The organism is Streptomyces sp. WG7, assembly GCF_049975785.1.
Classification (GTDB): domain Bacteria; phylum Actinomycetota; class Actinomycetes; order Streptomycetales; family Streptomycetaceae; genus Streptomyces.
On record NZ_JBNGGE010000003.1, the window covers coordinates 293,255 to 319,073 of the forward strand.

At 71.6% G+C, this 25,819-nt stretch carries 21 protein-coding genes; 11 read left to right on the forward strand and 10 right to left on the reverse strand.

Annotated features, from left to right (window positions below; genetic code table 11):
* The first annotated feature begins 180 nt into the window (after positions 1–180).
* From ACP4J0_RS05785 to pssA, 8 genes are all read left to right on the forward strand, one after another.
* Positions 181–996, forward strand: coding sequence for a TetR family transcriptional regulator (locus tag ACP4J0_RS05785; protein ID WP_426597498.1), 816 nt, complete (start codon positions 181–183; stop codon positions 994–996).
* A 325-nt stretch (positions 997–1,321) separates the two neighbouring features.
* The gene (gene ccrA, locus ACP4J0_RS05790; RefSeq protein WP_426597499.1) at positions 1,322–2,665 is read left to right on the forward strand and encodes a crotonyl-CoA carboxylase/reductase; all 1,344 of its coding nucleotides are present in this window, start codon (positions 1,322–1,324) and stop codon (positions 2,663–2,665) included.
* Positions 2,666–2,683: 18 nt separating this feature from the next.
* Positions 2,684–4,711, forward strand: a complete 2,028-nt coding sequence (locus ACP4J0_RS05795; RefSeq protein ID WP_426597500.1) for a protein meaA — start codon at positions 2,684–2,686, stop codon at positions 4,709–4,711.
* Positions 4,708–5,670, forward strand: coding sequence for an HpcH/HpaI aldolase/citrate lyase family protein (locus tag ACP4J0_RS05800; protein ID WP_426597501.1), 963 nt, complete (start codon positions 4,708–4,710; stop codon positions 5,668–5,670). The genes ACP4J0_RS05795 and ACP4J0_RS05800 overlap by 4 nt, the downstream gene beginning before the upstream one ends.
* Before the next feature lie 5 nt (positions 5,671–5,675).
* Positions 5,676–6,188 (forward strand): MaoC family dehydratase, encoded by a 513-nt coding sequence (locus ACP4J0_RS05805; RefSeq protein ID WP_426597502.1) that lies wholly within the window; start codon positions 5,676–5,678, stop codon positions 6,186–6,188.
* Positions 6,189–7,394 (forward strand): acyl-CoA dehydrogenase family protein, encoded by a 1,206-nt coding sequence (locus ACP4J0_RS05810; RefSeq protein ID WP_426597503.1) that lies wholly within the window; start codon positions 6,189–6,191, stop codon positions 7,392–7,394.
* A 170-nt stretch (positions 7,395–7,564) separates the two neighbouring features.
* The gene (locus tag ACP4J0_RS05815) at positions 7,565–8,221 is read left to right on the forward strand and encodes a phosphatidylserine decarboxylase (protein ID WP_426517822.1); all 657 of its coding nucleotides are present in this window, start codon (positions 7,565–7,567) and stop codon (positions 8,219–8,221) included.
* 22 nt (positions 8,222–8,243) lie between these two features.
* Entirely contained in the window at positions 8,244–9,062 is an 819-nt protein-coding gene (gene pssA, locus ACP4J0_RS05820; protein WP_426517824.1) for a CDP-diacylglycerol--serine O-phosphatidyltransferase, read from the forward strand.
* Positions 9,063–9,333: 271 nt separating this feature from the next.
* Here the strand turns inward: pssA and ACP4J0_RS05825 are convergent, their stop codons facing one another.
* Positions 9,334–10,491, reverse strand: coding sequence for a glycerate kinase (locus ACP4J0_RS05825; RefSeq protein ID WP_426597504.1), 1,158 nt, complete (start codon positions 10,489–10,491; stop codon positions 9,334–9,336).
* A 114-nt stretch (positions 10,492–10,605) separates the two neighbouring features.
* Positions 10,606–11,439 carry an alpha/beta fold hydrolase gene (locus ACP4J0_RS05830; RefSeq protein ID WP_426597505.1) on the reverse strand — a complete coding sequence of 278 codons (834 nt, stop codon included), beginning with the start codon at positions 11,437–11,439 and terminating at the stop codon, positions 10,606–10,608.
* Positions 11,440–11,622: 183 nt separating this feature from the next.
* Here ACP4J0_RS05830 and ACP4J0_RS05835 point away from each other — a divergent pair, with 183 nt between their 5' ends.
* Together ACP4J0_RS05835 and ACP4J0_RS05840 are read left to right on the forward strand one after the other, a co-directional pair.
* Positions 11,623–12,117 (forward strand): NUDIX domain-containing protein, encoded by a 495-nt coding sequence (locus ACP4J0_RS05835; protein WP_426597506.1) that lies wholly within the window; start codon positions 11,623–11,625, stop codon positions 12,115–12,117.
* Between the two features lie 40 nt (positions 12,118–12,157).
* On the forward strand, positions 12,158–12,904 hold the full coding sequence (locus ACP4J0_RS05840) for an SIR2 family NAD-dependent protein deacylase (RefSeq protein WP_426597507.1): 747 nt from the start codon (positions 12,158–12,160) through the stop codon (positions 12,902–12,904).
* On the opposite strand, the gene ACP4J0_RS05845 is transcribed toward ACP4J0_RS05840, so the two are convergent.
* The 3 genes from ACP4J0_RS05845 to ACP4J0_RS05855 all read right to left on the reverse strand — a co-directional run bounded on the left by ACP4J0_RS05845 (position 12,901) and on the right by ACP4J0_RS05855 (position 16,904).
* Positions 12,901–13,383: a methylated-DNA--[protein]-cysteine S-methyltransferase gene (locus ACP4J0_RS05845; RefSeq protein WP_426597531.1), complete on the reverse strand. Its 483-nt coding sequence runs from the start codon at positions 13,381–13,383 to the stop codon at positions 12,901–12,903. The genes ACP4J0_RS05840 and ACP4J0_RS05845 overlap by 4 nt on opposite strands.
* A gap of 19 nt (positions 13,384–13,402) precedes the next feature.
* The gene (locus ACP4J0_RS05850; protein WP_426597532.1) at positions 13,403–14,875 is read right to left on the reverse strand and encodes an AlkA N-terminal domain-containing protein; all 1,473 of its coding nucleotides are present in this window, start codon (positions 14,873–14,875) and stop codon (positions 13,403–13,405) included.
* 118 nt (positions 14,876–14,993) lie between these two features.
* Positions 14,994–16,904: a heavy metal translocating P-type ATPase gene (locus ACP4J0_RS05855; RefSeq protein WP_426597508.1), complete on the reverse strand. Its 1,911-nt coding sequence runs from the start codon at positions 16,902–16,904 to the stop codon at positions 14,994–14,996.
* 56 nt (positions 16,905–16,960) lie between these two features.
* Between ACP4J0_RS05855 and ACP4J0_RS05860 the strand changes: the two genes are divergently transcribed.
* Complete coding sequence (locus tag ACP4J0_RS05860; RefSeq protein ID WP_426597509.1) at positions 16,961–17,323, forward strand: ArsR/SmtB family transcription factor; 363 nt, start codon at positions 16,961–16,963, stop codon at positions 17,321–17,323.
* A 51-nt stretch (positions 17,324–17,374) separates the two neighbouring features.
* Here ACP4J0_RS05860 and ACP4J0_RS05865 read toward each other — a convergent pair whose 3' ends face one another.
* The 5 genes from ACP4J0_RS05865 to ACP4J0_RS05885 form a co-directional block, all read right to left on the reverse strand.
* Positions 17,375–21,292, reverse strand: a complete 3,918-nt coding sequence (locus tag ACP4J0_RS05865; protein ID WP_426597510.1) for a glycoside hydrolase family 2 TIM barrel-domain containing protein — start codon at positions 21,290–21,292, stop codon at positions 17,375–17,377.
* Positions 21,293–21,566: 274 nt separating this feature from the next.
* Complete coding sequence (locus ACP4J0_RS05870; protein ID WP_426597511.1) at positions 21,567–23,159, reverse strand: alkaline phosphatase D family protein; 1,593 nt, start codon at positions 23,157–23,159, stop codon at positions 21,567–21,569.
* Between the two features lie 125 nt (positions 23,160–23,284).
* Positions 23,285–23,944 carry an ABC transporter ATP-binding protein gene (locus ACP4J0_RS05875; protein ID WP_426597512.1) on the reverse strand — a complete coding sequence of 220 codons (660 nt, stop codon included), beginning with the start codon at positions 23,942–23,944 and terminating at the stop codon, positions 23,285–23,287.
* Positions 23,937–24,935, reverse strand: coding sequence for an ABC transporter ATP-binding protein (locus ACP4J0_RS05880; RefSeq protein ID WP_426597513.1), 999 nt, complete (start codon positions 24,933–24,935; stop codon positions 23,937–23,939). The genes ACP4J0_RS05875 and ACP4J0_RS05880 overlap by 8 nt, the downstream gene beginning before the upstream one ends.
* The gene (locus ACP4J0_RS05885; protein WP_426597514.1) at positions 24,932–25,819 is read right to left on the reverse strand and encodes an ABC transporter permease; all 888 of its coding nucleotides are present in this window, start codon (positions 25,817–25,819) and stop codon (positions 24,932–24,934) included. The genes ACP4J0_RS05880 and ACP4J0_RS05885 overlap by 4 nt, the downstream gene beginning before the upstream one ends.

Genomic DNA, 25,819 nt, shown 5'->3' on the forward strand with positions numbered 1-25,819 from the left:
CCCGGCGACCGGTTCCGGTCCGGGGAGGACTGGGGCGGACTGCTCGGTCCGGGCGGGTTTCCGCCGCCCTCCCCGGGCGGGTCTCCCCCGGCCTCCCCGGGCGGGTCTCCCCGGCCCTCCTCGGGCCGGGGAATCCCCGGTCACGCGCATGATTGCGGGCACATGCAGTACGTTCATGGCATGTCCCAGCCCGCCAAGTCCTCACGTACACCAGCCACGCCCGACGCGCCGGAGAGCGCGGCCGGCAGCCGAGCCGCCGCGCAGCGGCTCAAAATGCGCCGGGAGCTGGCGGCGGCGGCGATGGAGCTGTTCGCGACCAAGGGGTACGAGGCGACCACCGTCGACGAGATCGCGGCGCAGGCCGGGGTCGCCCGCCGCACCTTCTTCCGTCACTTCCGCTCCAAGGAAGAGGCGATCTTCCCGGACCACGACGACACCCTGGTCCGCGCCGAGGCGGTGCTCAACGCGGCGCCCGCGCACGAGCACCCGCTCGACACGGTGTGCCGGGGTATCAAGGAAGTCATGAAGATGTACGCGGCCCGGCCGGAGATCTCGGTCGCCCGCTACAAGCTGACGCGTGAGGTACCCACCCTGCGCGAGGCCGAGATCGCGTCGGTGGCCCGCTACGAGCGCCTGTTCACCCGCTATCTGCTCGGCCACTTCGACGAGCACGCGCACGACGACGACGCCAACGACGACCCGCTGCTGGCCGAGGTCGCCGCGTCCGCCGTGGTCACCGCCCACAACCACGTGCTGCGGCGCTGGCTGCGGGCGGGCGGGCAGGGGGACGTGGAGACCCAGCTCGACCACGCTTTCGCGATCGTCCGCAAGACGTTCGGCACGGGCATCGGTGCCGGGCGCGGCACGGCCTCCGCCGCGCGGCCGGCCGCCTCGTCGGCCTCCGTGCAGGGCGAAGTGCTGGTGACCGTCGCGCGTACCGACGCGCCACTGCACGAGGTGATGCGCACCATCGAGCAGGCACTCAAGGAGCGCTGAACCCGCTTCGTCCACTGTGACAACGGCCACCCGTCGGGTGGCCGTTTTTGCGTGCCCGCGCCCCTTTTAGGCGGCCCCCTGACCCCTGCCCGATCGATCATCGCTCATCTGTCGCGTAAAGATTTCATCTGAGAGCATTTTCTGGCACTCAGTGCCTTGCGGGGTGACACGGGGTGTCATACGTTGAAGGTGTTCGGGCTGTCCCCGCACCTCATCCCCTGCGCGCCCGAGCGCCTGCGTCACAGGCACCCTCACCCACCCTCATCAGCACCGACGTACCCCCCAGCGCCCCTCCCTCGGGGCGCTCACCGCCGGAGGCAACACCGTGACCGTGAAGGACATCCTGGACGCGATCCAGTCGACCGACTCCACGCCGGCCGACATCGCCGCCCTGCCGCTGCCCGAGTCGTACCGCGCGATCACCGTGCACAAGGACGAGACCGAGATGTTCGCGGGCCTCGAAACCCGCGACAAGGACCCGCGCAAGTCGATCCACCTGGACGAGGTGCCGGTGCCCGAGCTGGGCCCCGGCGAGGCCCTGGTGGCCGTGATGGCCTCCTCGGTCAACTACAACTCGGTGTGGACCTCGATCTTCGAGCCGCTGTCCACGTTCGGGTTCCTGGAGCGCTACGGCCGCACCAACGAGCTGGCCAAGCGCCACGACCTGCCGTACCACATCATCGGCTCCGACCTGGCGGGCGTCGTCCTGCGCACCGGGCCGGGCGTCAACGCCTGGCAGCCCGGCGACGAGGTCGTCGCGCACTGCCTCTCCGTCGAGCTGGAGTCGTCCGACGGCCACAACGACACGATGCTCGACCCCGAGCAGCGGATCTGGGGCTTCGAGACCAACTTCGGCGGTCTCGCCGAGATCGCGCTGGTGAAGTCCAACCAGCTGATGCCGAAGCCGGACCACCTCAGCTGGGAGGAGGCCGCCGCCCCCGGCCTGGTCAACTCCACCGCCTACCGCCAGCTGGTCTCCCGCAACGGCGCCGGCATGAAGCAGGGCGACAACGTGCTCATCTGGGGCGCGAGCGGCGGCCTCGGCTCCTACGCCACCCAGTTCGCGCTGGCCGGCGGCGCCAACCCGATCTGCGTCGTCTCCAGCGAGCAGAAGGCGGACATCTGCCGGGCGATGGGCGCCGAGGCGATCATCGACCGCAGCACCGAGGGCTACAGGTTCTGGAAGGACGAGCAGACCCAGGACCCCAAGGAGTGGAAGCGCTTCGGCAAGCGCATCCGCGAACTCACCGGCGGCGAGGACATCGACATCGTCTTCGAGCACCCCGGCCGCGAGACCTTCGGTGCCTCCGTCTTCGTCACCCGCAAGGGCGGCACCATCACCACCTGCGCTTCGACCTCGGGCTACATGCACGAGTACGACAACCGCTACCTGTGGATGTCCCTGAAGCGCATCATCGGCTCCCACTTCGCCAACTACCGCGAGGCGTGGGAGGCCAACCGCCTGATCGCCAAGGGCAAGATCCACCCCACCCTCTCCAAGGTGTACTCCCTGGAGGACACCGGGCAGGCCGCCCACGACGTCCACCGCAACGCCCACCAGGGCAAGGTCGGCGTGCTCTGCATGGCCCCCGAGGAGGGCCTGGGCGTGCGCGACCAGGAGAAGCGCGCCCAGCACCTCGACGCCATCAACCGCTTCCGGAACATCTGAGGACGGCGGAGGCCACACATGACTGAGCGTCAGAAGGACCGGCCGTGGCTCATGCGGACCTACGCCGGTCACTCCACGGCCGAGGCGTCCAACGAGCTGTACCGGCGCAACCTCGCCAAGGGGCAGACCGGTCTGTCGGTCGCCTTCGACCTGCCGACCCAGACCGGCTACGACTCCGACCACGTCCTCGCCCGCGGCGAGGTCGGCCGGGTCGGCGTGCCGATCGCGCACCTCGGTGACATGCGCCGGCTCTTCCAGGACATCCCCCTGGAGCAGATGAACACCTCGATGACCATCAACGCCACGGCCATGTGGCTGCTGGCGCTCTACCAGGTCGTCGCCGAGGAGCAGGGGGCGGACATCACCCAGCTCAGCGGCACGACCCAGAACGACATCGTCAAGGAGTACCTGTCCCGGGGGACGCACGTCTTCCCGCCGGCGCCCTCGCTCCGCCTGACGACGGACATGATCGCGTACACGGTCTCCCACATCCCGAAGTGGAACCCGATCAACATCTGCAGCTACCACCTGCAGGAGGCGGGCGCCACGCCGGTCCAGGAGATCGCGTACGCGATGTCCACCGCGATCGCCGTGCTCGACGCCGTGCGCGACGGCGGCCAGGTGCCCGAGGAGCGCATGGGCGACGTGGTCGGCCGCATCTCCTTCTTCGTGAACGCGGGCGTCCGCTTCGTCGAGGAGATGTGCAAGATGCGGGCCTTCGGCCGGATCTGGGACCGCGTCACGCGCGAGCGCTACGGCATCGAGAACCCCAAGCACCGCCGCTTCCGCTACGGCGTCCAGGTCAACTCCCTGGGGCTGACGGAAGCCCAGCCCGAGAACAACGTCCAGCGGATCGTCCTGGAGATGCTGGCCGTCACCCTCTCCAAGGACGCCCGCGCGCGTGCCGTGCAGCTGCCGGCCTGGAACGAGGCGCTGGGACTGCCCCGGCCCTGGGACCAGCAGTGGTCGCTGCGCATCCAGCAGGTGCTGGCGTACGAGAGCGACCTGCTGGAGTACGGCGACCTCTTCGAGGGCTCGAAGGTGGTCGAGGCGAAGGTCGACGAGCTGGTCGGGGAGGCGTTCGCCGAGATCGAGCGCATCCAGGAGATGGGCGGCGCTATGGCCGCCGTCGAGTCCGGCTACCTCAAGTCGCAGCTGGTCGCCTCGCACGCCGAGCGCCGGGCCCGGATCGAGTCCGGCGAGGAGAAGATCATCGGGGTCAACGCCTTCGAGGGCACGGAGCCGAACCCGCTGACCGCCGACCTGGACACCGCCATCCAGACGGTCGACCCGGCGGTGGAGGCCCGCGTCATCGCCTCCCTCCAGCACTGGCGCGACACCCGCTACCAGCCGCCCTTCAACCACCCGCGCCCCTGCAAGGCCCTGGACAAGCTGAAGGAGGCCGCCAAGGGCACCGACAACCTCATGGAGGCCACCCTGGAGTGCGCCCGCGCCGGCGTCACGACCGGCGAGTGGGCCGGGGCGCTGCGCGAGGTGTTCGGCGAGTTCCGCGCGCCGACCGGGGTGTCCTCGGCGCCGGTCGCGGTCGCCGCCGAGGAGGGCTCCGCCCTGTCCGGGGTGCGCCGGAAGGTGGACCTGACGGCGAAGGACCTCGGCGTCGGCAAGCTGCGCTTCCTGGTCGGCAAGCCCGGCCTGGACGGTCACTCCAACGGCGCCGAGCAGATCGCCGTGCGGGCCCGCGACGCCGGGTTCGAGGTGGTCTACCAGGGCATCCGGCTCACCCCGGAGCAGATCGTGGACGCCGCCGTCGCCGAGGACGTGCACGCGGTGGGCCTGTCCATCCTCTCCGGCTCGCACGCCCAGCTCGTCCCGGACGTGCTGGAAAGGCTCCGTGTGGCCGGTGCCACAGATATACCGGTGATCGCCGGTGGCATCATCCCGAACGGTGACGCCGAAGAACTGCGGGCCGCGGGAGTGGCCGCGGTCTTCACCCCGAAGGACTTCGACATCACCGGAATCATCGGCCGGATCGTCGACGAGATCCGGAACGCGAACAAGCTCGACCCCCTGGAGGTCCCCGCATGACGACAGTCGACCGCCTTCGCCCCCGCCGCTCCTGCCTGGCGGTCCCGGGAAGCAACCCGCGCTTCCTGGAGAAGGCCCAGGGCCTCCCGGCCGACCAGGTCTTCCTGGACCTGGAGGACGCCTGCGCGCCCCTCGCCAAGCCGGAGGCCCGGCACACCATCGTCAAGTTCCTCAACGAGGGCGACTGGACCGGCAAGACCCGCGTCGTGCGCGTCAACGACTGGACGACCGAGTGGACGTACCGCGACGTCGTGACCGTCGTCGAGGGCGCCGGCCCGAACCTCGACTGCATCATGCTGCCGAAGGTCCAGGACGCCCAGCAGATCGTCGCCCTCGACCTCCTCCTCACCCAGATCGAGAAGACGATGGGCTTCGAGGTCGGCCGCATCGGCATCGAGGCGCAGATCGAGAACGCGCGGGGCCTGAACAACGTCAACGAGATCGCGCAGGCCTCCCCGCGCGTGGAGACCATCATCTTCGGCCCGGCCGACTTCATGGCGTCCATCAACATGAAGTCGCTGGTCGTGGGCGAGCAGCCGCCCGGCTACCCGGCGGACGCCTACCACTACATCCTGATGAAGATCCTGATGGCCGCCCGCGCCAACGACCTCCAGGCGATCGACGGCCCCTACCTCCAGATCCGCAACGTCGACGGCTACCGCGAGGTCGCCCAGCGCGCCGCCGCCCTCGGCTTCGACGGCAAGTGGGTGCTGCACCCGGGCCAGGTCGAGGCGTCCAACGAGATCTTCTCGCCCTCCCAGGAGGACTACGACCACGCCGAGCTGATCCTGGACGCGTACGACTACTACACGTCCGAGGCGGGCGGCAAGAAGGGCTCCGCGATGCTCGGCGACGAGATGATCGACGAGGCCAGCCGCAAGATGGCGCTGGTGATCTCCGGCAAGGGACGTGCGGCCGGCATGCGGCGCACCAGCAAGTTCGAGATCCCGGAGGGCTGAGGGCGATGCAGTTCGGACGCACCTACGAGGAGTTCGAGGTCGGGGCGGTGTACAAGCACTGGCCCGGGAAGACGGTCACGGAGTACGACGACCACCTCTTCTGCCTCCTCACCATGAACCACCACCCGCTCCACATGGACACGAACTACGCCGAGACGACGACGGACTTCGGCAAGAACGTGGTGGTCGGCAACTACGTCTACTCGCTCCTGCTCGGCATGTCGGTCCCGGACATCTCCGGCAAGGCGATCGCCAACCTGGAGATCGAGTCGCTCAAGCACGTGGCGCCGACCTTCCACGGCGACACGCTCTACGGCCAGACCACCGTCCTGGACAAGTGGCCGTCGAAGTCGAAGAACGACCGCGGCATCGTGCACGTCGAGACCAAGGGCTACAAGCAGGACGGCACGCTGGTCTGCGTCTTCCGCCGCAAGGTGATGGTGCCCACCGAGACGTACGTCAAGGAGCGCGGCGGCGAGCAGCCCGGCCGGCCCGAGCTGAAGGAACAGGGGAAGTAGATGAGCCGCCTCGCCCAGACCCACGGCCTCACGGACGTCCAGCGGGAGATCCTCTCCACCGTCCGCGACTTCGTGGACAAGGAGATCATCCCGGTCGCCACCGAGCTGGAGCACCGGGACGAGTACCCGCAGGACATCGTCGACGGACTGAAGGAGCTCGGCCTGTTCGGCCTGATGATCCCGGAGGAGTACGGGGGCCTGGGCGAGTCGCTCCTCACCTACGCGCTGTGCGTGGAGGAGATCGCCCGGGGCTGGATGTCGGTGTCCGGCATCATCAACACGCACTTCATCGTGGCGTACATGCTCAAGCAGCACGGCACGCAGGAGCAGAAGGACCACTTCCTCCCCCGTATGGCCGCCGGGGACATCCGGGGCGCCTTCTCGATGTCCGAGCCGGCGCTCGGCTCGGACGTGTCGGCGATCTCCTCGAAGGCGGTGAAGGACGGCGAGGAGTACGTCCTGAACGGCCAGAAGATGTGGCTGACGAACGGCGGCACGTCGTCCCTGGTGGCCGTTCTCGTGAAGAGTGACGAGGGTCACCCCGAGGGCACGGCCCCGTACAAGTCGATGACGACCTTCCTCGTGGAGAAGGAGCCCGGCTTCGGCGAGGTCCGGCCCGGACTGACCATCCCGGGCAAGATCGACAAGATGGGCTACAAGGGCGTCGACACCACCGAGCTCATCATGGACGGCCTGCGCATTCCGGCCAATCGCGTGCTCGGCGGAGTCACCGGCCGAGGTTTTTACCAAATGATGGACGGTGTCGAGGTCGGCCGCGTCAATGTGGCGGCACGTGGTTGCGGCGTCGCCCAGCGCGCCTTCGAGCTGGGTGTGCGATACGCCCAGCAGCGTCACACTTTCGGCAAGCAGATCGCCCAGCACCAGGCCATTCAGTTCAAGCTCGCGGAGATGGCTACCAAGGTGGAGGCGGCTCATGCGATGATGGTGAATGCTGCACGCAAAAAGGACTCGGGCGAACGAAACGACCTGGAAGCGGGTATGGCCAAGTACCTCGCTTCCGAATACTGCAAGGAGGTCGTGGAGGACGCTTTCCGAATCCACGGCGGGTACGGCTTCTCCAAGGAGTACGAGATCGAGCGCCTCTACCGCGAGGCCCCGATGCTGCTCATCGGTGAAGGCACCGCCGAGATCCAGAAAATGATCATCGGCCGCCGACTGCTCGAAGAGTATCGATTCCAGGGTTAGATGTCCGGATACGGGGTGTTTTCTTGGAGAAGAAGGTCACACCCCGTAGGCACTGTTCGGCCGCCGACTCGGCTTCCTGGCTTACCCAGTTGCGGCAGGAAGCCGCTACGATCGCCGGAAAGCCGCCGTCCCCCGTCGAAGCGCGGCATCATCCGCTACGAAGGTCATCCATGCCCCACAGCCAAACCTCTGCATCTCGCGACAGCCTGGCCGGCGTACGCCTCGCGCGTGGAGCATCGCCGTGGCTTCTGCCGACCGTCGCCACCGCAGCCGTCAGCCTTCTCCGTGCCCGCCGTTCCGGCGCCGCCAAGGCCGTCGCCGTCCCCGCCACCGCGCTCGCGGCGGGGATGCTGTGGTTCTTCCGTGACCCCGAGCGCGAGATCACCCAGGGCCGGGTCATCTCGCCCGCCGACGGTGTGGTGCAGAGCATCATGCCGTGGAAGGACGGCCGTACCCGCGTCGCGATCTTCATGAGCCCGCTCAACGTCCACGTGAACCGGGCGCCGCTGGCCGGCGAGGTCACGTCGGTCGAGCACGTTCCCGGTGGTTTCGTTCCGGCCTTCAACAAGGAGAGCGAGAACAACGAGCGGGTGGTGTGGCACTTCGACACCGAGCTCGGCGACATCGAGATGGTCCAGATCGCCGGCGCGGTGGCCCGCCGCATCGTCCCGTACCTGCCGCAGGGCACGAAGGTCGAGCAGGGCGACCGGATCGGTCTGATCCGCTTCGGCTCGCGCGTCGACCTGTACCTGCCGGAGGGTGTGGAGGTCGCGGTCGAGGTGGGTCAGAAGACGGTGGCTGGGGTGACTCGAATTGACCGTGATTGATCCACAGACCCAGGCCGGGTGGGTGCCCGAGGCCGACGAGGTGGACGACGAGGAGGAGATGCCCCTCTCGCTCCGGCTGTCGATAGCGGACACGCTCACCCTCGGCAACGCCACGTGCGGCTTCATGGCGGTGTACTTCACCACCACCGGCATCCTCATCCCGCACCTCATGGGCAGCGAGGAGTCGGGCATGGCCCGGCACAGCGCGGCCACCGCGGTCATCCTGATGCTGTGCGCGGCGATCTTCGACCTGTTCGACGGCCTGGTGGCGCGCAAGCTGCGCAGCTCGCCGATGGGCGCCGAGCTGGACAACCTCTCCGACCTGATCAGCTTCGGGCTGGCGCCGGCGTACTTCGTCCTCGTCTACGGCATGGTCGCGGACGACGCGTACCAGCGGGTGGCGGCGGTGGGGGCGATCGTGGTGCTGCTGGCGGTGGTGCTGCGGCTCGCGCGGTTCTCCTGCGTCACCGTCAAGGACGGCACCTTCCAGGGCATGCCGTCGCCGTTCGGGGCACTGACGGTGGTGTCGATCGTCCTGCTGGAGCTGCCCTTCGTGGCGACGCTGCTGGCGATCATCGGTACGGCCTGGCTGATGGTGAGCCGGGTCGAGTACCCGAAGCCGCGGGGGCGCCTCGCCGTGGCGATGCTGTCGTGGATCGTCCTGTCGATGGGGCTGCTGGCCGGCTGGGCCTTCGACGCGCCGAGCGGGCAGCTGCTGCTGCAGACCGGGTGCGCGCTGCAGTTGGTGATGGGCGCGGTGATTCCGCTGTTCGCCACGGCGCGGCGGGTGAACAACTTCCGCGACAACCGACGGGAGGCGCGGGCGGCGCAGCTGCCGTGACGCTCCGCCGAGTGGGCCCCGGACCCGGGTTGGGTTCGGGGCCCTTTCGTTCGTCCGCGCCCGGCGCGGGGCCTTACTCGGGGCTGGGCCTTACTCGGGGCGGGGCCTTACTCGGGGCGGGGCCTTACTCGGGGCTCCGCCCCCAGCCCCCCGCCCTAGGCCCACCACCGCCCGACTCGGCCGGGACAGGGGCGAGGTCTCCGGCCTGTCCGGCGATCGGAGCACCCGAGTCGGTACGGGAAGGGGCGGGCGGGGCGAGGGACTCGTCCGGCTAGGCCAGGAAGTCCCGCGCGATGCGCTCAGCGACCCGCTCCAGGATCGGCCCGGCGTCGGCGATGCACTTCGCCACGTCCGGCTCGACGTCCGTCAGCGGGTACGCCCGCCGGATCCCGGCCCGCCCGAGCGCCTCGGCCGGCAGCGCGAGCCGCCCGCACACCGCGACGACCTCCTTGCCCGCCGCCCGTGCCGCCGCGGCGACGCCCGCCGGGGCCTTCCCGTGCAGCGTCTGCTCGTCCAGCGAGCCCTCCCCCGTGATCACCAGGTCCGCCCGCGCCAGTGCCGGCGCGAAGCCGAGCACGTCCAGCATCACCTCGATACCGGGCCTGAACCGCGCCCCGAGCAGCATCGCGCCGAAGCCGATGCCGCCCGCCGCTCCGGCGCCCGGCGAGGCGGCGTACTCGGCGGCGCGCGCGCCCACGGTCTCCGTCCCCTCCAGCACCTTCGCGAAGTGCGCGAGGGCCGCGTCCAGGGCGTCCACGTCCTGTGGGGAAGCACCCTTCTGCGGACCGTAGACCGCCGGGGCGCCCTTCGGCCCGGTCAGCGGATTGTCGACGTCGCTCGCGAGTACCAGCTCGACGCCGGACAGCCGCGGGTCGAGGCCCGACAGGTCGGCCGAGGCCAGGTCGGCGAGGCCGCCTCCGCCCGGCGCGACCGGCTCCCCGTCCCGGCCGAGGAACCGCGCGCCCAGCGCGGACAGCATCCCGGCGCCGCCGTCGGTGGTCGCGCTGCCGCCGACCCCGAACACGATCGTCCGCGCCCCGGCGTCCAGGGCGGCCCGCAGCAGTTCTCCGGAGCCGTACGTGGACGCGGTCAGCGGTGCGAGGACGCCGGCCGGCAGCCGCTGCAGGCCACTGGCCTCCGCCATCTCCACGACCGCGGTGTGCTCGCGCACCGCGAACGCGGCCGTCACCTCGTCGCCGAGGGGCCCGGCGACCCGTACCTCCCGGCGTTCGAACCCGGCCGCGACCGCGGCGGCGACGGTGCCGTCACCGCCGTCGGCCACGGGCAGGGCCTCGACACCGAGGTCCGGCACGACGCGGCGCAGACCGGCCGTCACCCGCTCGGCGACCTCGACGGCCGTCAGCGACCCCTTGAACTTGTCCGCGGCGACGAGTACCCGCCGGGCCCCGTCGACTGCAGCGTCAGCCACCTTGCTCTCCCCTTGCTCTCCGAGCCTTGCGCACGTCAAGGCAGTCGCGCCGCTGCGACCTTAACCGGAGGACGGCCGGACCGTCATGCCCCTGCCCACAAGGTGGAACCGCCGCTACTTGGCGAGGAAGGACAGCAGGGCGTCGGTCACCTCCTGGGCGTGGGTCCACAGCAGGCCGTGCGGGGCGCCCTCGACGACGACGTACTCGGCCTGCGGAAGCGCGGCGTGGAACCGCTCCCCCGTGGCCTCGAGGGGCAGGATGCGGTCGGCGGTGCCGTGCAGGATCAGCGTCGGCACGTCGATCTTGGGGATGTCGGCGCGGAAGTCGGTGGTCCAGGTCGCCACGGCCGCCAGGGACGCGTACCAGGAGGCGCCGGCGGCGACGTTCCAGCTGTTGCGGACGGCCTCCTCGCTGATCCGGGTGCCGAGGTTCTCGTCGAGGTTGTAGAAGTCCTCGTAGAACGAGGTGAAGTAGGCGTAGCGGTCGGCGGTGACGGCCTGCTCGATGTCCCTGAAGATGTCTCCGTCGACGCCTTCGGGGTTGTCGTCGGTCTTGAGCAGGAAGGGTTCCAGGGAGGCCAGGAAGGCGGCCTTGGCGATACGGGCGGAGCCGTAGGTGCCCAGGTAGCGGCCGACCTCGCCGGTGCCCATCGAGAAGCCGACGAGGACGGCGTCGTGCAGGTCCAGGGTCTCCAGGACGGTGTTGAGGTCGGCGGCGAAGGTGTCGTAGTCGTAGCCCGTGGCGGGCTGGCTCGAGCGGCCGAATCCCCGCCGGTCGTAGGTGATGACGCGGTAGCCGGCCTTCAGCAGGGCCGCGGCCTGCTTCTCCCAGGAGTGGCCGTCCAGCGGGTAGCCGTGGATGAGCACGACCGGCTGCCCGGTGCCGTGGTCCTCGTAGTACAGCTCGATGTCGGTGGAGTTCTCCTGGCCGACGGTGATGAACGCCATGGTGGTAGCTGCCTTCCGGTGGACGGGACGGATGAGTACTTCGGCCGGCGAGGCGGTGCTGTTTCGCCGACACGGAGAAACATAGCCACCAACTTGGTTGTGCGCAACTAGTTTGCGTACAACTCACTTGGTTTCGGCCCGGGTTCCCCCCGCGCCCGCCCGCGGGCTCGTTACGCTTCCGGGATGACCACTCCTGACTACGCCACCTACATCGCCGGTCTCCCCCGTGTCCTCGCCGGTGCGGCCGCGGTCTTCCGGGACGCGGAGGGACGGGTGCTCCTCGTCGAGCCCAACTACCGCGAGGGTTGGGCGTTGCCCGGCGGGACGATCGAGTCCGACGACGGCGAGACCCCGCGGCAGGGCGCGTGGCGGGAGACCGTCGAGGAGATCGGGCTGGACGTCCGGCTCGGCCGGCTGCTGGCGGTGGACTGGGTGCACGGGGCGGGCCGGCCCCCGATCGTGGCCTATCTGTACGACGGCGGGGTCCTGACCGAGGACGAGCTCAAGGCGATCCGGTTGCAGGAGGAGGAGCTGCTGTCCTGGCGGCTGGTGCGACGCGAGGAGCTGGGCGACCACCTGCGCGGCACCCTGCACGGCCGGGTCCTCGCCGCGCTGGACGTGCTGGCGGACGGGTCCGGAACGGCCGAGCTGGAGAACGGCGTCCGGGTCGACCGATAACCGTTCGCCGGTCGCGCACCGTCGCCCTACCCTCGACCGCATGACCAGCAAGCCCCTCGTCGCCATCCTGAGCGGTGCCGGCGTCTCGACCGACTCCGGCATCCCGGACTACCGCGGCCCCAGCGGGCTGTGGCGGCGCGATCCGGAGGCCGAGAAGCTCGTCACGTACGAGTACTACATGGGCGATCCGGAGATCAGGCGCCGCTCCTGGCTGATGCGGCGCGACAGCGGGGCGCTGCGGGCCGAGCCGAACGCGGCGCACCGCGCGGTGGCCGAGCTGGAGCGGTCGGGGGTGCCGGTCCGGGTGATCACGCAGAACGTGGACGGACTGCACCAGCTCGCCGGGCTGACCGCCCGCAAGGTCCTCGAACTGCACGGCACCGCGCGCCGTTACGTGTGCACGGGCTGCCGTGCCCGGGGTCCGATGGAGGACGCGCTCGCCCGGGTCGCGGCCGGTGAGGACGACCCGCCGTGTCTGGAGTGCGGCGGCATCCTGAAGCCGGCGACCGTGATGTTCGGCGAGCACCTCGACCCGGTGGTACTGGGCGAGGCGGTCGCCATCAGCAAGGCGTGCCAGGTGTTCGTCGCCGTCGGCACCAGCCTCCAGGTGCACCCCGCCGCCGGACTGGCCGACGTGGCCGTCGGCCACGGGGCCCGTCTGGTCGTCGTGAACGCCGAGCCGACGCCGTACGACGACCTGGCCGACGAGGTGGTCCGGGAGCCGATCGGCACCGCCCTGCCCGAGCTGCTGCGCGGGCTGGGCCCCGGCACCGCCCAGGGTGACTAGAAGAGCGCCGAGCCTCGTTCGAAGTCCAGCAGCCGCCGCTTGCGTTCCAGGCCGCCGCCGTAGCCGGTGAGGCTGCCGCTCGCGCCGATGACGCGGTGGCAGGGGACGATGATGCCGATCGGGTTGCGGCCGTTGGCGAGGCCGACGGCGCGGGAGGCGTTCGGGGTGCCGAGGGCGGCGGCGAGTTCGCCGTAGGTGCGGGTCTCGCCGTACGGGATGCGGCGCAGCTGGTCCCAGACGGTGCGCTGGAACGGGGTTCCGTTCAGGCGCAGGTCGAGGGTGAAGTCCTTCAGCTCACCGGCGAAGTAGGCCGTCAGCTGTTCCTCCGCCTCCGCGAACGGCCCGTCGTCGGCCGCCCCGAAGGTCTCCTCCGGTGGGCGGTGGCGCTGGTCGGTCATGTAGAGGCCGCACAGGGCGCCGTCCTCCGCGACGAGGGTGAGCGCGCCGTACGGGCTGTCGATCACGGTGTGCTGTTTCAGGGATCCCACGGATTGTTCCTCACACGGGCAGGAAGTTGATCGGGTGGCTGTCGGTCGCCCACAGGTACTGGACGGCGTACGCCCGCCAGGGCCGCCAGGCCGCCGCGCGGGCGGTGAGCGCGGCCGGGGTCGAGGGCAGGCCCAGTTCGGCGGCGGCGCGGCGGATGCCGAGGTCGGTGGGGAGGAAGGCGTCGGGGTCGCCGAGGGCGCGCATCGCGATGACGTCGGCGGTCCAGGGGCCGAAGCCGGGGAGGGCGAGGAGCCGGGCGCGGGTCTCGGCCCAGTCGCACTCGACGCCCAGGTTGAGCGAGCCGTCGGCCAGGTGGGACACGAGGGTGGTGAAGGTCGTGCGGCGGGTGCGGGGCATGGCCAGGGTGTCGGGGTCCACCTCCGCCAGCGCCGCCGCCGACGGGAAGAGGTGGGTCAGACCGCCCTCGGGGTCGTCGACCGCGTCGCCGTGTGCCGTGACCAGCCGGGCGGCGTGGGTACGGGCGGCGGCGGTGGAGACCTGCTGGCCGAGCACCGCCCGTACGGCGAACTCCGCCTCGTCCACCGTGCGCGGGACACGCCGGCCGGGCGCCTTGTCGACCAGCGGCGCGAGCAGCTCGTCGGTGCGCAGCTGGTCGTCGACGGCCTGCGGGTCGGCGTCCAGGTCGAGCAGGCGCCGGCAGCGGCTGATGGCGACGGTCAGGTCGCGCAGGTCGCTCAGGGTGAGGCGGCAGGCGATGTGGTCGGGGTTCGGGGTGAGGGCCACGATGCCGTGACCGTACGGGAGGCGCAGGGTGCGCCGGTACGCGCCCTCCCGCCACTCCTCCACGCCGGGTACGGAGGTGGCGGCGAGGTGGCCGAAGAGGTTGTCGGGGTTGAGGGGGGCGCGGAAGGGGAGGCGGAGGGAGAGGGCGCCCGGGGTGGTGCGGGCGACGCTGCTCTGCGGCACGCGGGTGCGCAGCTCGCTCGGGGAGAGCGCGAAGACCTCGCGGACCGTGTCGTTGAAGGTCCGGACGGAGGAGAAACCGGCCGCGAAGGCGATGTCCGCCATGGGCAGCGGGGTCGTCTCGACGAGCAGGCGGGCGGTCTGCGCGCGTTGCGCGCGGGCGAGCGCGAGCGGGCCCGCGCCCAGCTCGGCGAGCAGCTGGCGTTCGACCTGCCGGGTGCTGTAGCCGAGCCGGGCGGCGAGGCCGGGTACGCCCTCTCGGTCCACGACGCCGTCGGCGATCAGCCGCATGGCGCGGGCGGTGAGGTCGGCGCGCCGGTTCCACTCCGGGGAGCCGGGGCTGGTGTCCGGGCGGCAGCGTTTGCACGCCCGGAACCCGGCCTGCTGGCAGGCCGCCGCGCTCGGGTGGAAGGTCATGTTCTCTGGCTTGGGCGGCACCACCGGGCAGCTGGGCCGGCAGTAGATCCCGGTCGTCACGACCGCCGTGAAGAACCAGCCGTCGAAGCGCGCGTCCTTCGACCGGACGGCGCGCACGCAGCGCTCGGTGTCGGTGTGCATTCCCGTCTGCATGCGTCCAGGATGGACCACCGGCCGGGCCGGGTCTGGCGGGAATCCGACATCGACGTCGCGCTTCCTGGGCTTCGCCGGATCGCCCTGGTCACCAGGGCCTCCCCGGTCACTCGCGTCGCCATGCCGACTCGCGCAGCAGCCGCAGCCCGTTGAGGCCGACCAGCACGGTCGAGCCCTCGTGGCCGGCGACGCCGAGCGGCAGCGGCAGGTGTCCGATCAGGTCCCACAGGACGAGGACGGTGATGAACGTACCGGCGATGACCAGGTTCTGCAGCACCAGCCTGCGCGCGCGCCGGGACAGCGCCACGACGGCGGGTACGGCCGCCAGCTCGTCGCGCACCACGACCGCGTCCGCCGTCTCCAGGGCCAGGTCGGAGCCGGCGCGGCCCATGGCGACCCCGGTGTGCGCGGCGGCGAGCGCGGGGGCGTCGTTGACGCCGTCGCCGACGAAGAGCACCTTGCGGCCGGCCCGTTCCCGTTCCCGTACGGCTTCGACCTTGTCCTCGGGCAGCAGGTCCGCGCGGACGTCGGTGATGCCGGTCGCGGTGGCGACGCGGGCGGCGGCGGCCGCGTTGTCGCCGGTGAGGAGGGTGGGGGCGGTGCCGGTGAGGGCGGTGAGCGCGGCGGTGGCCCCGGCGGCGTCGACGCGGAGGCGGTCGGTGAGGGCGAGGGTGCCGACGGGGGTGCCGTCGCGGGTGACCTGGACGGTCGTTTCGGCGCCCTCGGGTGTCTGGGCGCGGCCGACCCGCACCTCGTGGCCGTCGACCGTCGCCGTGACGCCGTGGCCCGGGGTCGCCGTGAAGTCCTGTGCGGACGCGATGTTCAGGCCGCGGGCGCGGGCGGCGGCCACGATCGCGCGGGCCAGCGGATGTTCGCTGGGGTGCTCGGCCGCGGCGGCGAGCGCGAGGAGGGCGTCCTCGTCGAGGCCGGAGCCGGGCAGCGGCCGTACGGCGGTCACCTCGGGAGTGCCCTCGGTGAGGGTGCCGGTCTTGTCGAGGGCGGCGGCGTCGATCTCGCCGAGGCGTTCCATGGCGACCGCCGACTTCACCAGGACGCCGTGCCGGCCGGCGTTGGCGATGGCGGAGAGCAGGGGCGGCATGGTCGCGAGGACGACCGCGCAGGGCGAGGCGACGATCATGAAGGTCATGGCGCGCAGCAGGGCGTCCGTGAGGTCGGCGCCGAAGGCGAGCGGGATGCCGAAGACCGCGAGGGTGGCGGCCACCACGCCGACCGCGTAGCGCTGCTCGATCTTCTCGATGAACAGCTGCGTCGGCGCCTTGGTGCGGGACGCCTCCTCGACGAGGGTGACGATGCGGGCGATGACCGAGTCGGCGGGGTCGCGTTCGACGCGGACGCGCAGCGCGCCGGTGCCGTTGAGGGTGCCGGCGAAGACGTCGTCGCCGGGGCGCTTGAGGACGGGGACGGATTCGCCGGTGATGTTCGCCTGGTCGACCTCTCCGGCGCCGTCGACGACCGAGCCGTCGGCGCCGATCCGCTCCCCCGGCCGGACCAGGAGCACGTCGCCGACGGCGAGGTCGGCGGTGGGGACGGTCTCCTCGCGGTCGCCCCTCACGCGGGTCGCGGTGGTGGGGGCGAGGTCGAGCAGGCCGCGTACGGAGTCGGCGGTGCGGGCGGTGGCCAGGGCCTCCAGGGCGCCGGAGGTGGCGAAGATGACGATCAGCAGGGCGCCGTCGAGGACCTGCCCGATGGATGCCGCGCCGAGCGCCGCGACGATCATCAGCAGGTCGACGTCCAGGGTCTTCTCGCGCAGCGCCCGCAGGCCCTCCAGGGCGGGCTCCCAGCCGCCGGCGGCGTAGGCGACCGCGTACAGCGGGCCGTACGTCCAGGCGGGGGCGCCGCCGAGGTCGAGGGGGAGCGCGAGCGGGAACGCGACGAGGGAGACGAGCGCCCAGCGGGCCTCGGGCAGGGCGAGGACGCGGGTGCGGCGACGGGGTGCCGTCCGGGCGGGTGCGGGGACGGGAGCGGGGGCGAGTGTGGTGGACACGCGGCACACCATACAGGAACAGATGAAGACTCATTCATGCTTTCATGTGTGGTGAGTAGGATGAGCGCATGGGTCACGGAGCCGCCACCACCGCGCAGGACGCCGCCGCACGCGTGCGTCTGGACGCGGACAACGTCGCCAACGTCGCCACCACGCTCCAGGCCCTGTCGACGCCGTCCCGGCTGCTGATCCTGGCCCGTCTGCGTGAAGGCCCGCTGCCCGCCACCGAGTTGGCGGCGGAGGTCGGGATGGAGCAGTCGGCCTGCTCGCACCAGCTGCGGCTGCTGCGCAACCTGGGCCTCGTCGTGGGTGAGCGGCGCGGCCGTTCGGTGGTGTACGCGCTGCACGACCACCATGTCGCCGAGCTGCTCGACCAGGCCGTGTACCACGTGGAGCACCTGCGGCTGGGGATCAGCGACGCGACGGAATGACCCGCCGCCGCACACGGGCGGCGACGGGTCGGGTACGGGATGCGGACGGTGCTATTCGGTCGCCGTGGGCCGCCGCGAGGCCGCCATCGCGTCCTTCACGTCCGTCAGCGGGCGCAGCCGGTACGTGTACGAGTAGTCGCGGTCGGCGAAGAGCTTGAACTCGTCGTGCGTGTGCGCGCCCCAGCTGTTGTCACCGCCGACGCCCATCTGACGGTGGTTCAGGCGCAGGACGACCTCGTCCCTCGGCGTCAGCTGGTAGTCGTGGCGCACGCCGGCCGACAGGTCCTCCGGCGTGAAGAAGGAGGCGTTGGCCTCCAGCAGGGGTTCGCCCGACGCGAGCAGGCCGACGCCGTGCCGGTCGGTGAGGGCGATCCAGCGGACGTCGGTCTTGTTGCCGTTCTCCTGCGGGCGGATGTACGGCGTCCACTGCTCGGCGACGGTCCCGGAGTACAGGCCGACGTCGGTGCCGGTGTTGCGGTCCCAGTGGTTCTCCTCGGGGCCGCGGCCGTAGTAGTGCAGGCGGTCCAGCCGGCGCGGCAGGAAGAGCAGGGTGCCGACCTCGGGGATGTAGGGCAGGTTCGCGGCGCCGGGGTGCAGGGTGTTGTCGACCTTGATCTCGCCGTTGCCGAACACCGTGTACGTGGTGGTGTACGCCGACTCCACCGTGGTGGGCAGCGTGCCGGAGACCTTGATCTCGACGGCCCGGTCGCCCAGGGCCCGCACGGTCACGTCCGTCACCTTCCGCCGGGCGCCGGCGTCGCGCCAGGTCTGGTTGCGGGTGTGCTGGCCGTTGCCCTTGTCGTTGTCGGTGGGCGCCCGCCAGAAGTTGGGCGCGGGCCCGGAGGTGAGCAGCCGGGTGCCCTTCGCCTCGTAGGAGGTGATGGTGCCGGTGCGCTTGTCGACGGTGACCGAGAAGCCCCTGCCGCTGATCCTGACGTCCTCGTCGCGGTCGTCGTGGCGCAGCGCCGGGACGCTCTCCAGGCGTACGGGGGTCACGTCGGGGCCGCCGGTCTCGACGGGGAGCTGCTGCCGGGCCACCTCGAAGCCGGCCTTGGCCCACGGCGTGGACTCCCTGGTGGTGAAGGAGAGCTCCAGGAAGTACTCCGTGCCCGGGTCGGGGTCGTCCGGCAGCCGGACGGGGACGGTGATGTCCTTGCTCGACTGCGGCGCCACGTCCAGCTGGTTCCGGGTCAGCCTGCCGCGCCGTACGGCCTTGCCGTCGGCGACGAGTTCCCAGCGGCCGTCGAACTCGCGCACGTTGGTGAACAGGTACTCGTTGGTGAGGGTGACGGCGCCGGGGCCGCCGCCCGGGGTGCGGGTGGCGTTGACGGCCTGGTAGACGCGCTTGACCTCGACGGCCTTGCCGGTGTGCCCGCGGTCGGCGGTGACGATGCCGTCCGCGACGAAGGCCCCGTCGTTGGGGTTGTCGCCCCAGTCGCCGCCGTACGCGAGGAACCGCTTGTCCCTCGGCCGCTTCTCGGTGGCCTTGACGGTCGCGGCGTCGAACCAGAACCGCACGCCGTCGTCCCCGGGACCGCGGCCGTCGGAGGCGAGTTCGGCGGCGCCGAGCGCGCGGGCGTAGACGCGGGCGCGGCGGATGGTGCCGCTGAACTCGCGGGTCTGGGCGTCGGCGTCGGTGGCGAGCGCGAGGGGCGCGGTGTTGCTGCTGGGCCGCCGGTCGGTGGTGCGGGTGGCCCGCGCCGCGCCGTCGACGTACAGGGTCAGGGTCCCGGCGTCCGCGTCGAAGACGCCCGCGATGTGGTGCTCCCGGCCCGTCCAGTCGTCCGGCACGGTCCAGCTCGCGGTGATCCACTGGCCGCCGGAGTGGATGAAGAACTCCAGTCGCCGGTCGGTCTGCTTCAGCGCGTACTGGGTGTCGCCCTTGGCGAGGATGGGCTGGTGGTAGCCCGTGACGTGCGGGGTGACCCAGGCCTCCAGGGTCAGCGAGTCCGTCAGGTCGAGGCTGTCGTCGCGTTCGAAGACCGTGATGCCGGACAGGCCCTTGTCGCGGTCGAGCCTGCCGCGGGTGGCGAGGATCTCGCCGCGCAGCCCGGCCGGACCGGCCTCGGTCAGCAGGGTGCGGGCCGGTACGGGCGTGTACAGCGACTGGTCGACGAAGTCCCAGATCCAGCCGCCCTGGAGCACGTCGTGGCTGCGCACGATGTCCCAGTACTTCTTGAAGTTGCCGTTGGAGTTCCCCATCGCGTGGGCGTACTCGATCATGACGTACGGCCGGGTGTCGGAGGTGTCCTTCGCCCGCTGCTCGACGCGCTGCGGGCTGTCGTACATCTCGGAGCGGATGTCGCTGATGCCCGGGCGGTCGTCGCCCTCGTACTGGATGACGCGGGTGGGGTCGTAGGAGCGGATCCAGTCGTGCATGGCGGTGAAGGTGCTGCCGCCGCCGGCCTCGTTGCCGAGCGACCAGATGACGACCGAGGCGTGGTTCTTGTCGCGGTGGACCATGTTCTGGGCGCGGGCGACGCAGGCCTCGGTCCAGTCGGGGTGGTCGCCGGGGTACTCGTCGCGGATGCCGTGGGTCTCGAGGTTGGTCTCGTCGACGAGGTAGAGGCCGTACTCGTCGGCGAGTTCGTACCACAGGGGGTTGTTCGGGTAGTGCGAGGTGCGGACGCTGTTCATGTTCATCCGCTTGATGATCCTGATGTCCTCGACCATGTCCTCGCGGGTGAGGGCGGTGCCGCGGGCCGGGTGCATCTCGTGGCGGTTGGTGCCGCGGAAGGAGACGGGCCTGCCGTTGATCCGCATCAGCCCGTCCTTGAGCGCGAACTCGCGGAATCCGACCCGGTGGGACAGGGTCTCGATCACCTTGCCCGCCGGGTCCCGCAGGCGCAGGACGGCCGTGTAGAGGTCGGGGTGCTCGGCCGACCACAGCCTGGGTTTCGGTACGGCCTTCGCCGCCCGTACGGTCACGTCCTGACCGGCACCGGCCGTGCCGAGGTCGGCGGACTGCTCCAGCGGCCGGGACCAGACGGCGTGGCCGCGCGCGTCGTACAGCTGGGTCTCGACCGTGTACCGGCCGGACTCGCCGTCACCGTACGCCCGCACGCTCGCGGTGACCGCCAGCTCGGCGTCCGTGTACGTGTCGTTGAGCGGGGTGTCCAGCTTGAAGTCGCGCAGGTGCACGGCCGGGGTGGAGTAGAGGTAGACCGAGCGGAAGATGCCGCTCAGCCGGATCATGTCCTGGTCCTCCAGCCAGTCGCCGTCGGCGTAGCGGTACACCTCCACGGCGATCTGGTTGGTGCCGGGCCTGAGGTGGTCGGTGACATCGTACTCGGAGGGCGTGTAGGAGTCCTCGTCGTAGCCGACCAGTTCGCCGTTGATCCACACGTAGTGGGCGGACTTGACGCCCTCGAAGTGGAGGAAGGTGCGGCGGCCCTTCCAGTCGCGCGGGACGGTGAAGGTGCGCCGGTACTGGCCGACCGGGTTGTAGCGGGTCGGGGCGGCGGGCGGCTGCGGGTCCTCGCCGAGGCCGTTGGGGCCCCAGTAAGGGTAGGTGATGTTCAGGTAGATCGGGAAGTCGTGGCCGTGCAGCTGCCACACGGACGGGACCGGGATCGTCTCCCAGTCGCCGTCGTCGGTGTCGGTGCGGTGGAAGTCGGCGTCCCGGTCCTCCGGACGGTCGGCATAGGCGAACTTCCACGCGCCGTCGAGGCTCTGCCGGTACGGCGAGCGGGTGCGGTCGCCGGCGAGGGCCGCTCTCACGTCCGGGTAGGGCATGAGCGTGGTGTGCGGCGGTTCGGTGCCGACGCGGAAGACGCCGAAGTCGTTCCACTCCGGGGGCTCGTCGGCCGCCGCCCGCCGGCCGGCCGGGTGCGCCACGACGGGCGACGCGGACGACAGGGTGAGCGCGCCGAGAACGGCGGCACCGCCCTCCAGGAGACGGCGGCGGCTGACGACCGGGCGGGCGGGGCGGGCCGGGGATCCGGCGGGTGACACGGGCGAGTGCGGCATGACCGTGGCCTTCCGTGGGCATCGGGGGCGGCTCAACACACGGTGCTGTGAGGGCAGTTGATGTTGAGGTGAAGCGCAACTGCCGGTGACGCAGCGACTACTGAGTCAGCCCACACCCTAGGACCCGAACACAACCGAATCAATTACCCCGTCGGACTTTGTTGGTTCCTGATGGAGGGCGGCCGGCCCCGGATCCGGGGCCGGCGCCCGCCGCTCGGACGGCCTGCGCCCAGACGGCCCGGACTCAGGCGGCCCGGACTCGGGCGGCCCGGACTCAGACGGCCTGGACTCCCGGCACGCCCGCCTCGATCACGAACGACTTGTCGGTACGGACCGGGGCGCCCGGCCGGGTCACGTAGTCGACCACCCGGTAGTCGGCGGTGTACTGCTCCTTGGACACGGTGCAGCTCACGTATCCTCGGCGGCTGCTGTAGTACTTGGTGTGCGGGTTCTCGTCCCAGTACACCTGGCCGGGATCGTGGGTGGCCGAGCCGTCGCCGCCCGAGGTGATCGACGTGGTGACGAACTCGCTGCCCAGCAGCCGGGTCTCGGGGCGCTCGAAGTCGCGGCGCAGGTCGTTGGTCCAGTTGTTGTGCACGTCGCCGGTGAGCACCACGAAGTTGTCGATGCCGCGCTCCTCGACGTAGCCGAGCACCCGGTCGCGGGAGGCGCGGTAGCCGTCCCATCCGTCGTTGTAGCCGCCGTCGTCCGGGCCGGCGACGGCGTCCCAGTTGGCGAAGTAGATCTGCTGCGGCAGCACGTTCCAGGTGGAACGCGACCGCGACAGGCTCCGCTCCAGCCAGGCGTGCTGCTCGCCGCCGAGGATGGTGGCCTTCGGGTCCCACTGCTCGGGTCCGGAGACCTGCCACTTGTCGCCGTAGGGCTGGTTGGTGCGGTACTGGCGGGTGTCCAGCACGCTGAAGGTCGCGGTGGCCCCGAACTCCAGGCGCCGGTACAGCGGCAGCTCCGTGTCCACCGGCTTGCGCAGGCGGCGCAGCGGCATGTGCTCCCAGTACGCCTGGTAGGCGGCCCGGCGGCGGGCGGCGAAGCGGGCGGTGGTGTCGTTGCCCTGGCCGGCGTCGCTGTTCTCCGGGCTCAGGTCGGCGTAGTTGTTGTCGGTCTCGTGGTCGTCCCAGGTGACGACGAACGGCGCCGTCGCGTGCAGCAGCCTGAGGTCGGGGTCGGTCTTGTACTGGGCGTGCCGCGCGCGGTACTCGGCGAGGGTGTTCATCTCGTCGCCGTGGTGCGTGCGCACCTTGCCGTTGACGCCGGCGGCGTACTCGTAGAGGTAGTCGCCGAGGTGGAAGACCACGTCGGGGCGCTCCTCGGCCATGTGCCGGTACGCCGTGAAGTGGCCCTGCTCCCAGTTCGCGCAGGAGGCGAACGCGAAGTCGACGGTGGGCGCGGTGCCGGGGGCCGGGGCGGTGCGGGTGCGGCCGACCGGCGAGACCGCGTCGCCGGCGCGGAAGCGGTAGTAGTACTCGTGGTGGGGCCGCAGGCCGCGCACGTCGGCGTGGACGGTGTGCGCCTCGGCGGGCACGGCGTGCTCCACACCCCGCCTGACGATCTTCCTGAACCGCTCGTCGAGGGCGACCTCCCACCGCACGGCGACGGGGCGCCGGGGCATGCCGCCGTCGTCGTCGAGCGGCTTGGGCGCGAGGCGGGTCCAGAGCACGACGCCGTCGGGGAGCGGGTCGCCGGACGCGACGCCCAGCTGGAACGGGTCGCCCGGGACACGGCCCGGCGCGGCCGCGACGGGTGCGGCGCCGGTGCCGAGCAGCACCGCGCCGGCGCCGGCGGCGCCCGCGATGCCGAGGAAGCCCCTTCTCTTCAGGGAGTTCGCAGAGGTGGTGCGCGGCGGGGTCATCGAACCTCCAGAGGACGGATGGCCGGACGACAACCAGGCAATCGGCACCGGGTGAACCCCGACTGCTGCGCTCGTGGACCGCGCTTGACCGATACATGTCCATGAGGATGATCGGCGGGGAGCGCTCAGGGACGTGTCAGGGTGCCCCATTCGACGGTGCGGTCGCACCAGCGGTCGAGGAGGACCCGGTCGTGGCCGACGGCCAGCAACCCCGCGCCGGTGGCGGCACGGTAGTCCTCCACGACCCGGACCAGGGCGGCGGTGGTCGAGGCGTCCAGCATCGCCGTCATCTCGTCGCACACCAGCCAGCGCGGGCGCAGCACCAGGGCGCGGGCGAGGCAGGCGCGCTGCAGCTGGCCGTCGCTGACCTCGTGCGGACGCCTGCTCAGCAGGTCGGCGGTGAGGCCCACGGTGGCGGTGAGTTCGGCGACCCGGTCGGTGACGTCCTCGCGCCGGCCGGTGGCGCGCAGGGGTTCGGCGATCAGGTCGCTGAGCGTCAGCCTGGGGTCCGCGGAGAGCCGGGCCTGCTGGAAGACGACGCCGAAGGCGGTGCGCAGTTCGCGCGGGGCGCGGTGGCGCCAGCGCCGTACGGGTGTGCCGTCGACGGTCAGGGACCCGGCCCGGGGGTGGTGCAGCAGGGCCGCGACACGCGCGAGGGTGGACTTGCCGCAGCCGCTGGGGCCGAGCAGCCCGACGGCCTCGCCCGGTGCGACGGACAGGGAGACGTCCCGGATCACGGGCGCGTTCCTGTCGTACCCGGCGGTGATGGCGCGTAGGTCAAGCACGGTCGGCGGCCTCCGTGAGCGCTGCGTGCGGGTGGTGGCAGGCGACCGTGGCGGTCAGCGGCGGCAGCGCGGCGCAGACGTCGGTCGCCCGGTCGCAGCGGGCGGCGAAGGCGCAGCCCTCGGGGAGGGCGCCGAGTTCAGGCGGCAGCCCGGGGATGGGGGTGAAGGCGCGGTCGGGCAGGGCGTCGAGCAGGCCCCGGCTGTAGGGGTGGCGGGGGCCGGGGGTGCCGAAGAAGTCGCGGGCGTCGGCCAGTTCGACGATCCGGCCCGCGTACATCACGGCGATCCGGTCGGCGATGCGTTCGGCGGCGGCCAGGTCGTGGGTGATCATCAGCAGGGCCCGGTCCGCGCCGGCCCCGTCCCCGGCCGCACCGTTGTCGACATGCCGCCTCAACTCGTCGACGGTGCGGTCCACCAGGTCCCGGTCGAGGCCGGTGGTCGGCTCGTCGGCGAGCAGCAGCGGGGCGTCGCCGACGAGGGCGAGGGCGGTGGCGGCGCGCTGGGCCAGGCCGCCGGAGAGTTCGTGCGGGTGGTGGTCGAGGTGGTCCACCGGGAACGCGGCGCGCTCGGCGGCGGCCTCGGCGGCCGTGCGCAGGGCCGCGCGGCCACGGACGGCGGTGAGTTCCGCGACCGTCTCCTCCAGCTGCGAGCGGATGGTGCGGACCGGGGTGAGGTGGGCGGCCGGGCTCTGCGGGACCAGGCCGATCATCCGTCCCCGTACGGTGCGGGCGAAGGTCCGCTCGTCGGCGGCGAGCAGGTCCAGGTCGCCGAGGAGCGCGCCGCCGGCGGTCCGCGCGTTGCCGGGCAGCAGCCCGAGCAGGGCGGAGGCGAGGACGGACTTGCCGCAGCCGCTCTCCCCGATCAGGGCGAGGCACTCGCCGGCCGCCACGTCGAAGTGGGCGTCGGTGACGGCGGCGATCCGGCGCCCGCCCGGCATCAGGAAGCGCACCGACAGACCGCGTACCGACAGCACGGGGGCTCGCTCGGTCACAGCATCAGCTCCGATCGGCGACGGGGGTTGATCCGCTCCCGCCAGGCACCGGCGAGACCGGCGACGGCGAGGGTGGGGACGATGATGAACAGGCCGGGGAAGAGGGTCGGCCACCACTGCCCGGCGAGCAGCGAACCCCGCGCCTCCTGGATCAGGTTGCCGAGGCTCGCGGTGTGGGTGGGCAGCCCAAGACCGAGGAAGGACAGCGCCGACTCGTGCCACATGGCGTGCGGCACCATCAGTACGGCGGCCAGCGCGGCCTGCGGCAGCACGCCCGGCAGCAGGTGCCGTACGGCCACCCGCCACCGGGACGCGCCGCCGGAGACGGCCGCGTCGACGTAGGGGCGCGAGCGCAGGGACAGCACCTCGGCGCGGACGATGCGCGCGGTCGACAGCCAGTGGGTGAGCGCGACGGAGATCACCACCGGCCAGACGCCCGGCCGGAACATCGCGACGATGAAGATGCCCATCAGCAGGTGGGGCACGGAGGACAGGGTGTCGACGACCCGCATGACGGCGCGGTCGACCCAGCCGCCCAGCGCCCCGGCGGTGGCGCCCACCGCGGTGCCGACCACGGTGGCCGTCAGCGCCGCCGCCACCCCGACGAGCAGGGAGACGCGCAGGCCGTACACGCAGCGCAGCAGCAGGTCCCGGCCCACGTCGTCGGTGCCGAACGGATGCTCCCAACTGGGGGCCCGCAGCTTCGCGGCGAGGTCGACGGCCTGCTGGTCGAGCTGCGCCAGCGGCGGCACGAGCAGGACGGCGAGGACGGTCACGGTCAGCAGCGCGGCGGAGACGCGCAGGCGCAGCGTGCGGGTGGAGCGGCGGTCGGCGCCGTGGGAGCGCCACGCGGGGCCGGCCTTCTCGGCGGCGGCGTCAGCCAT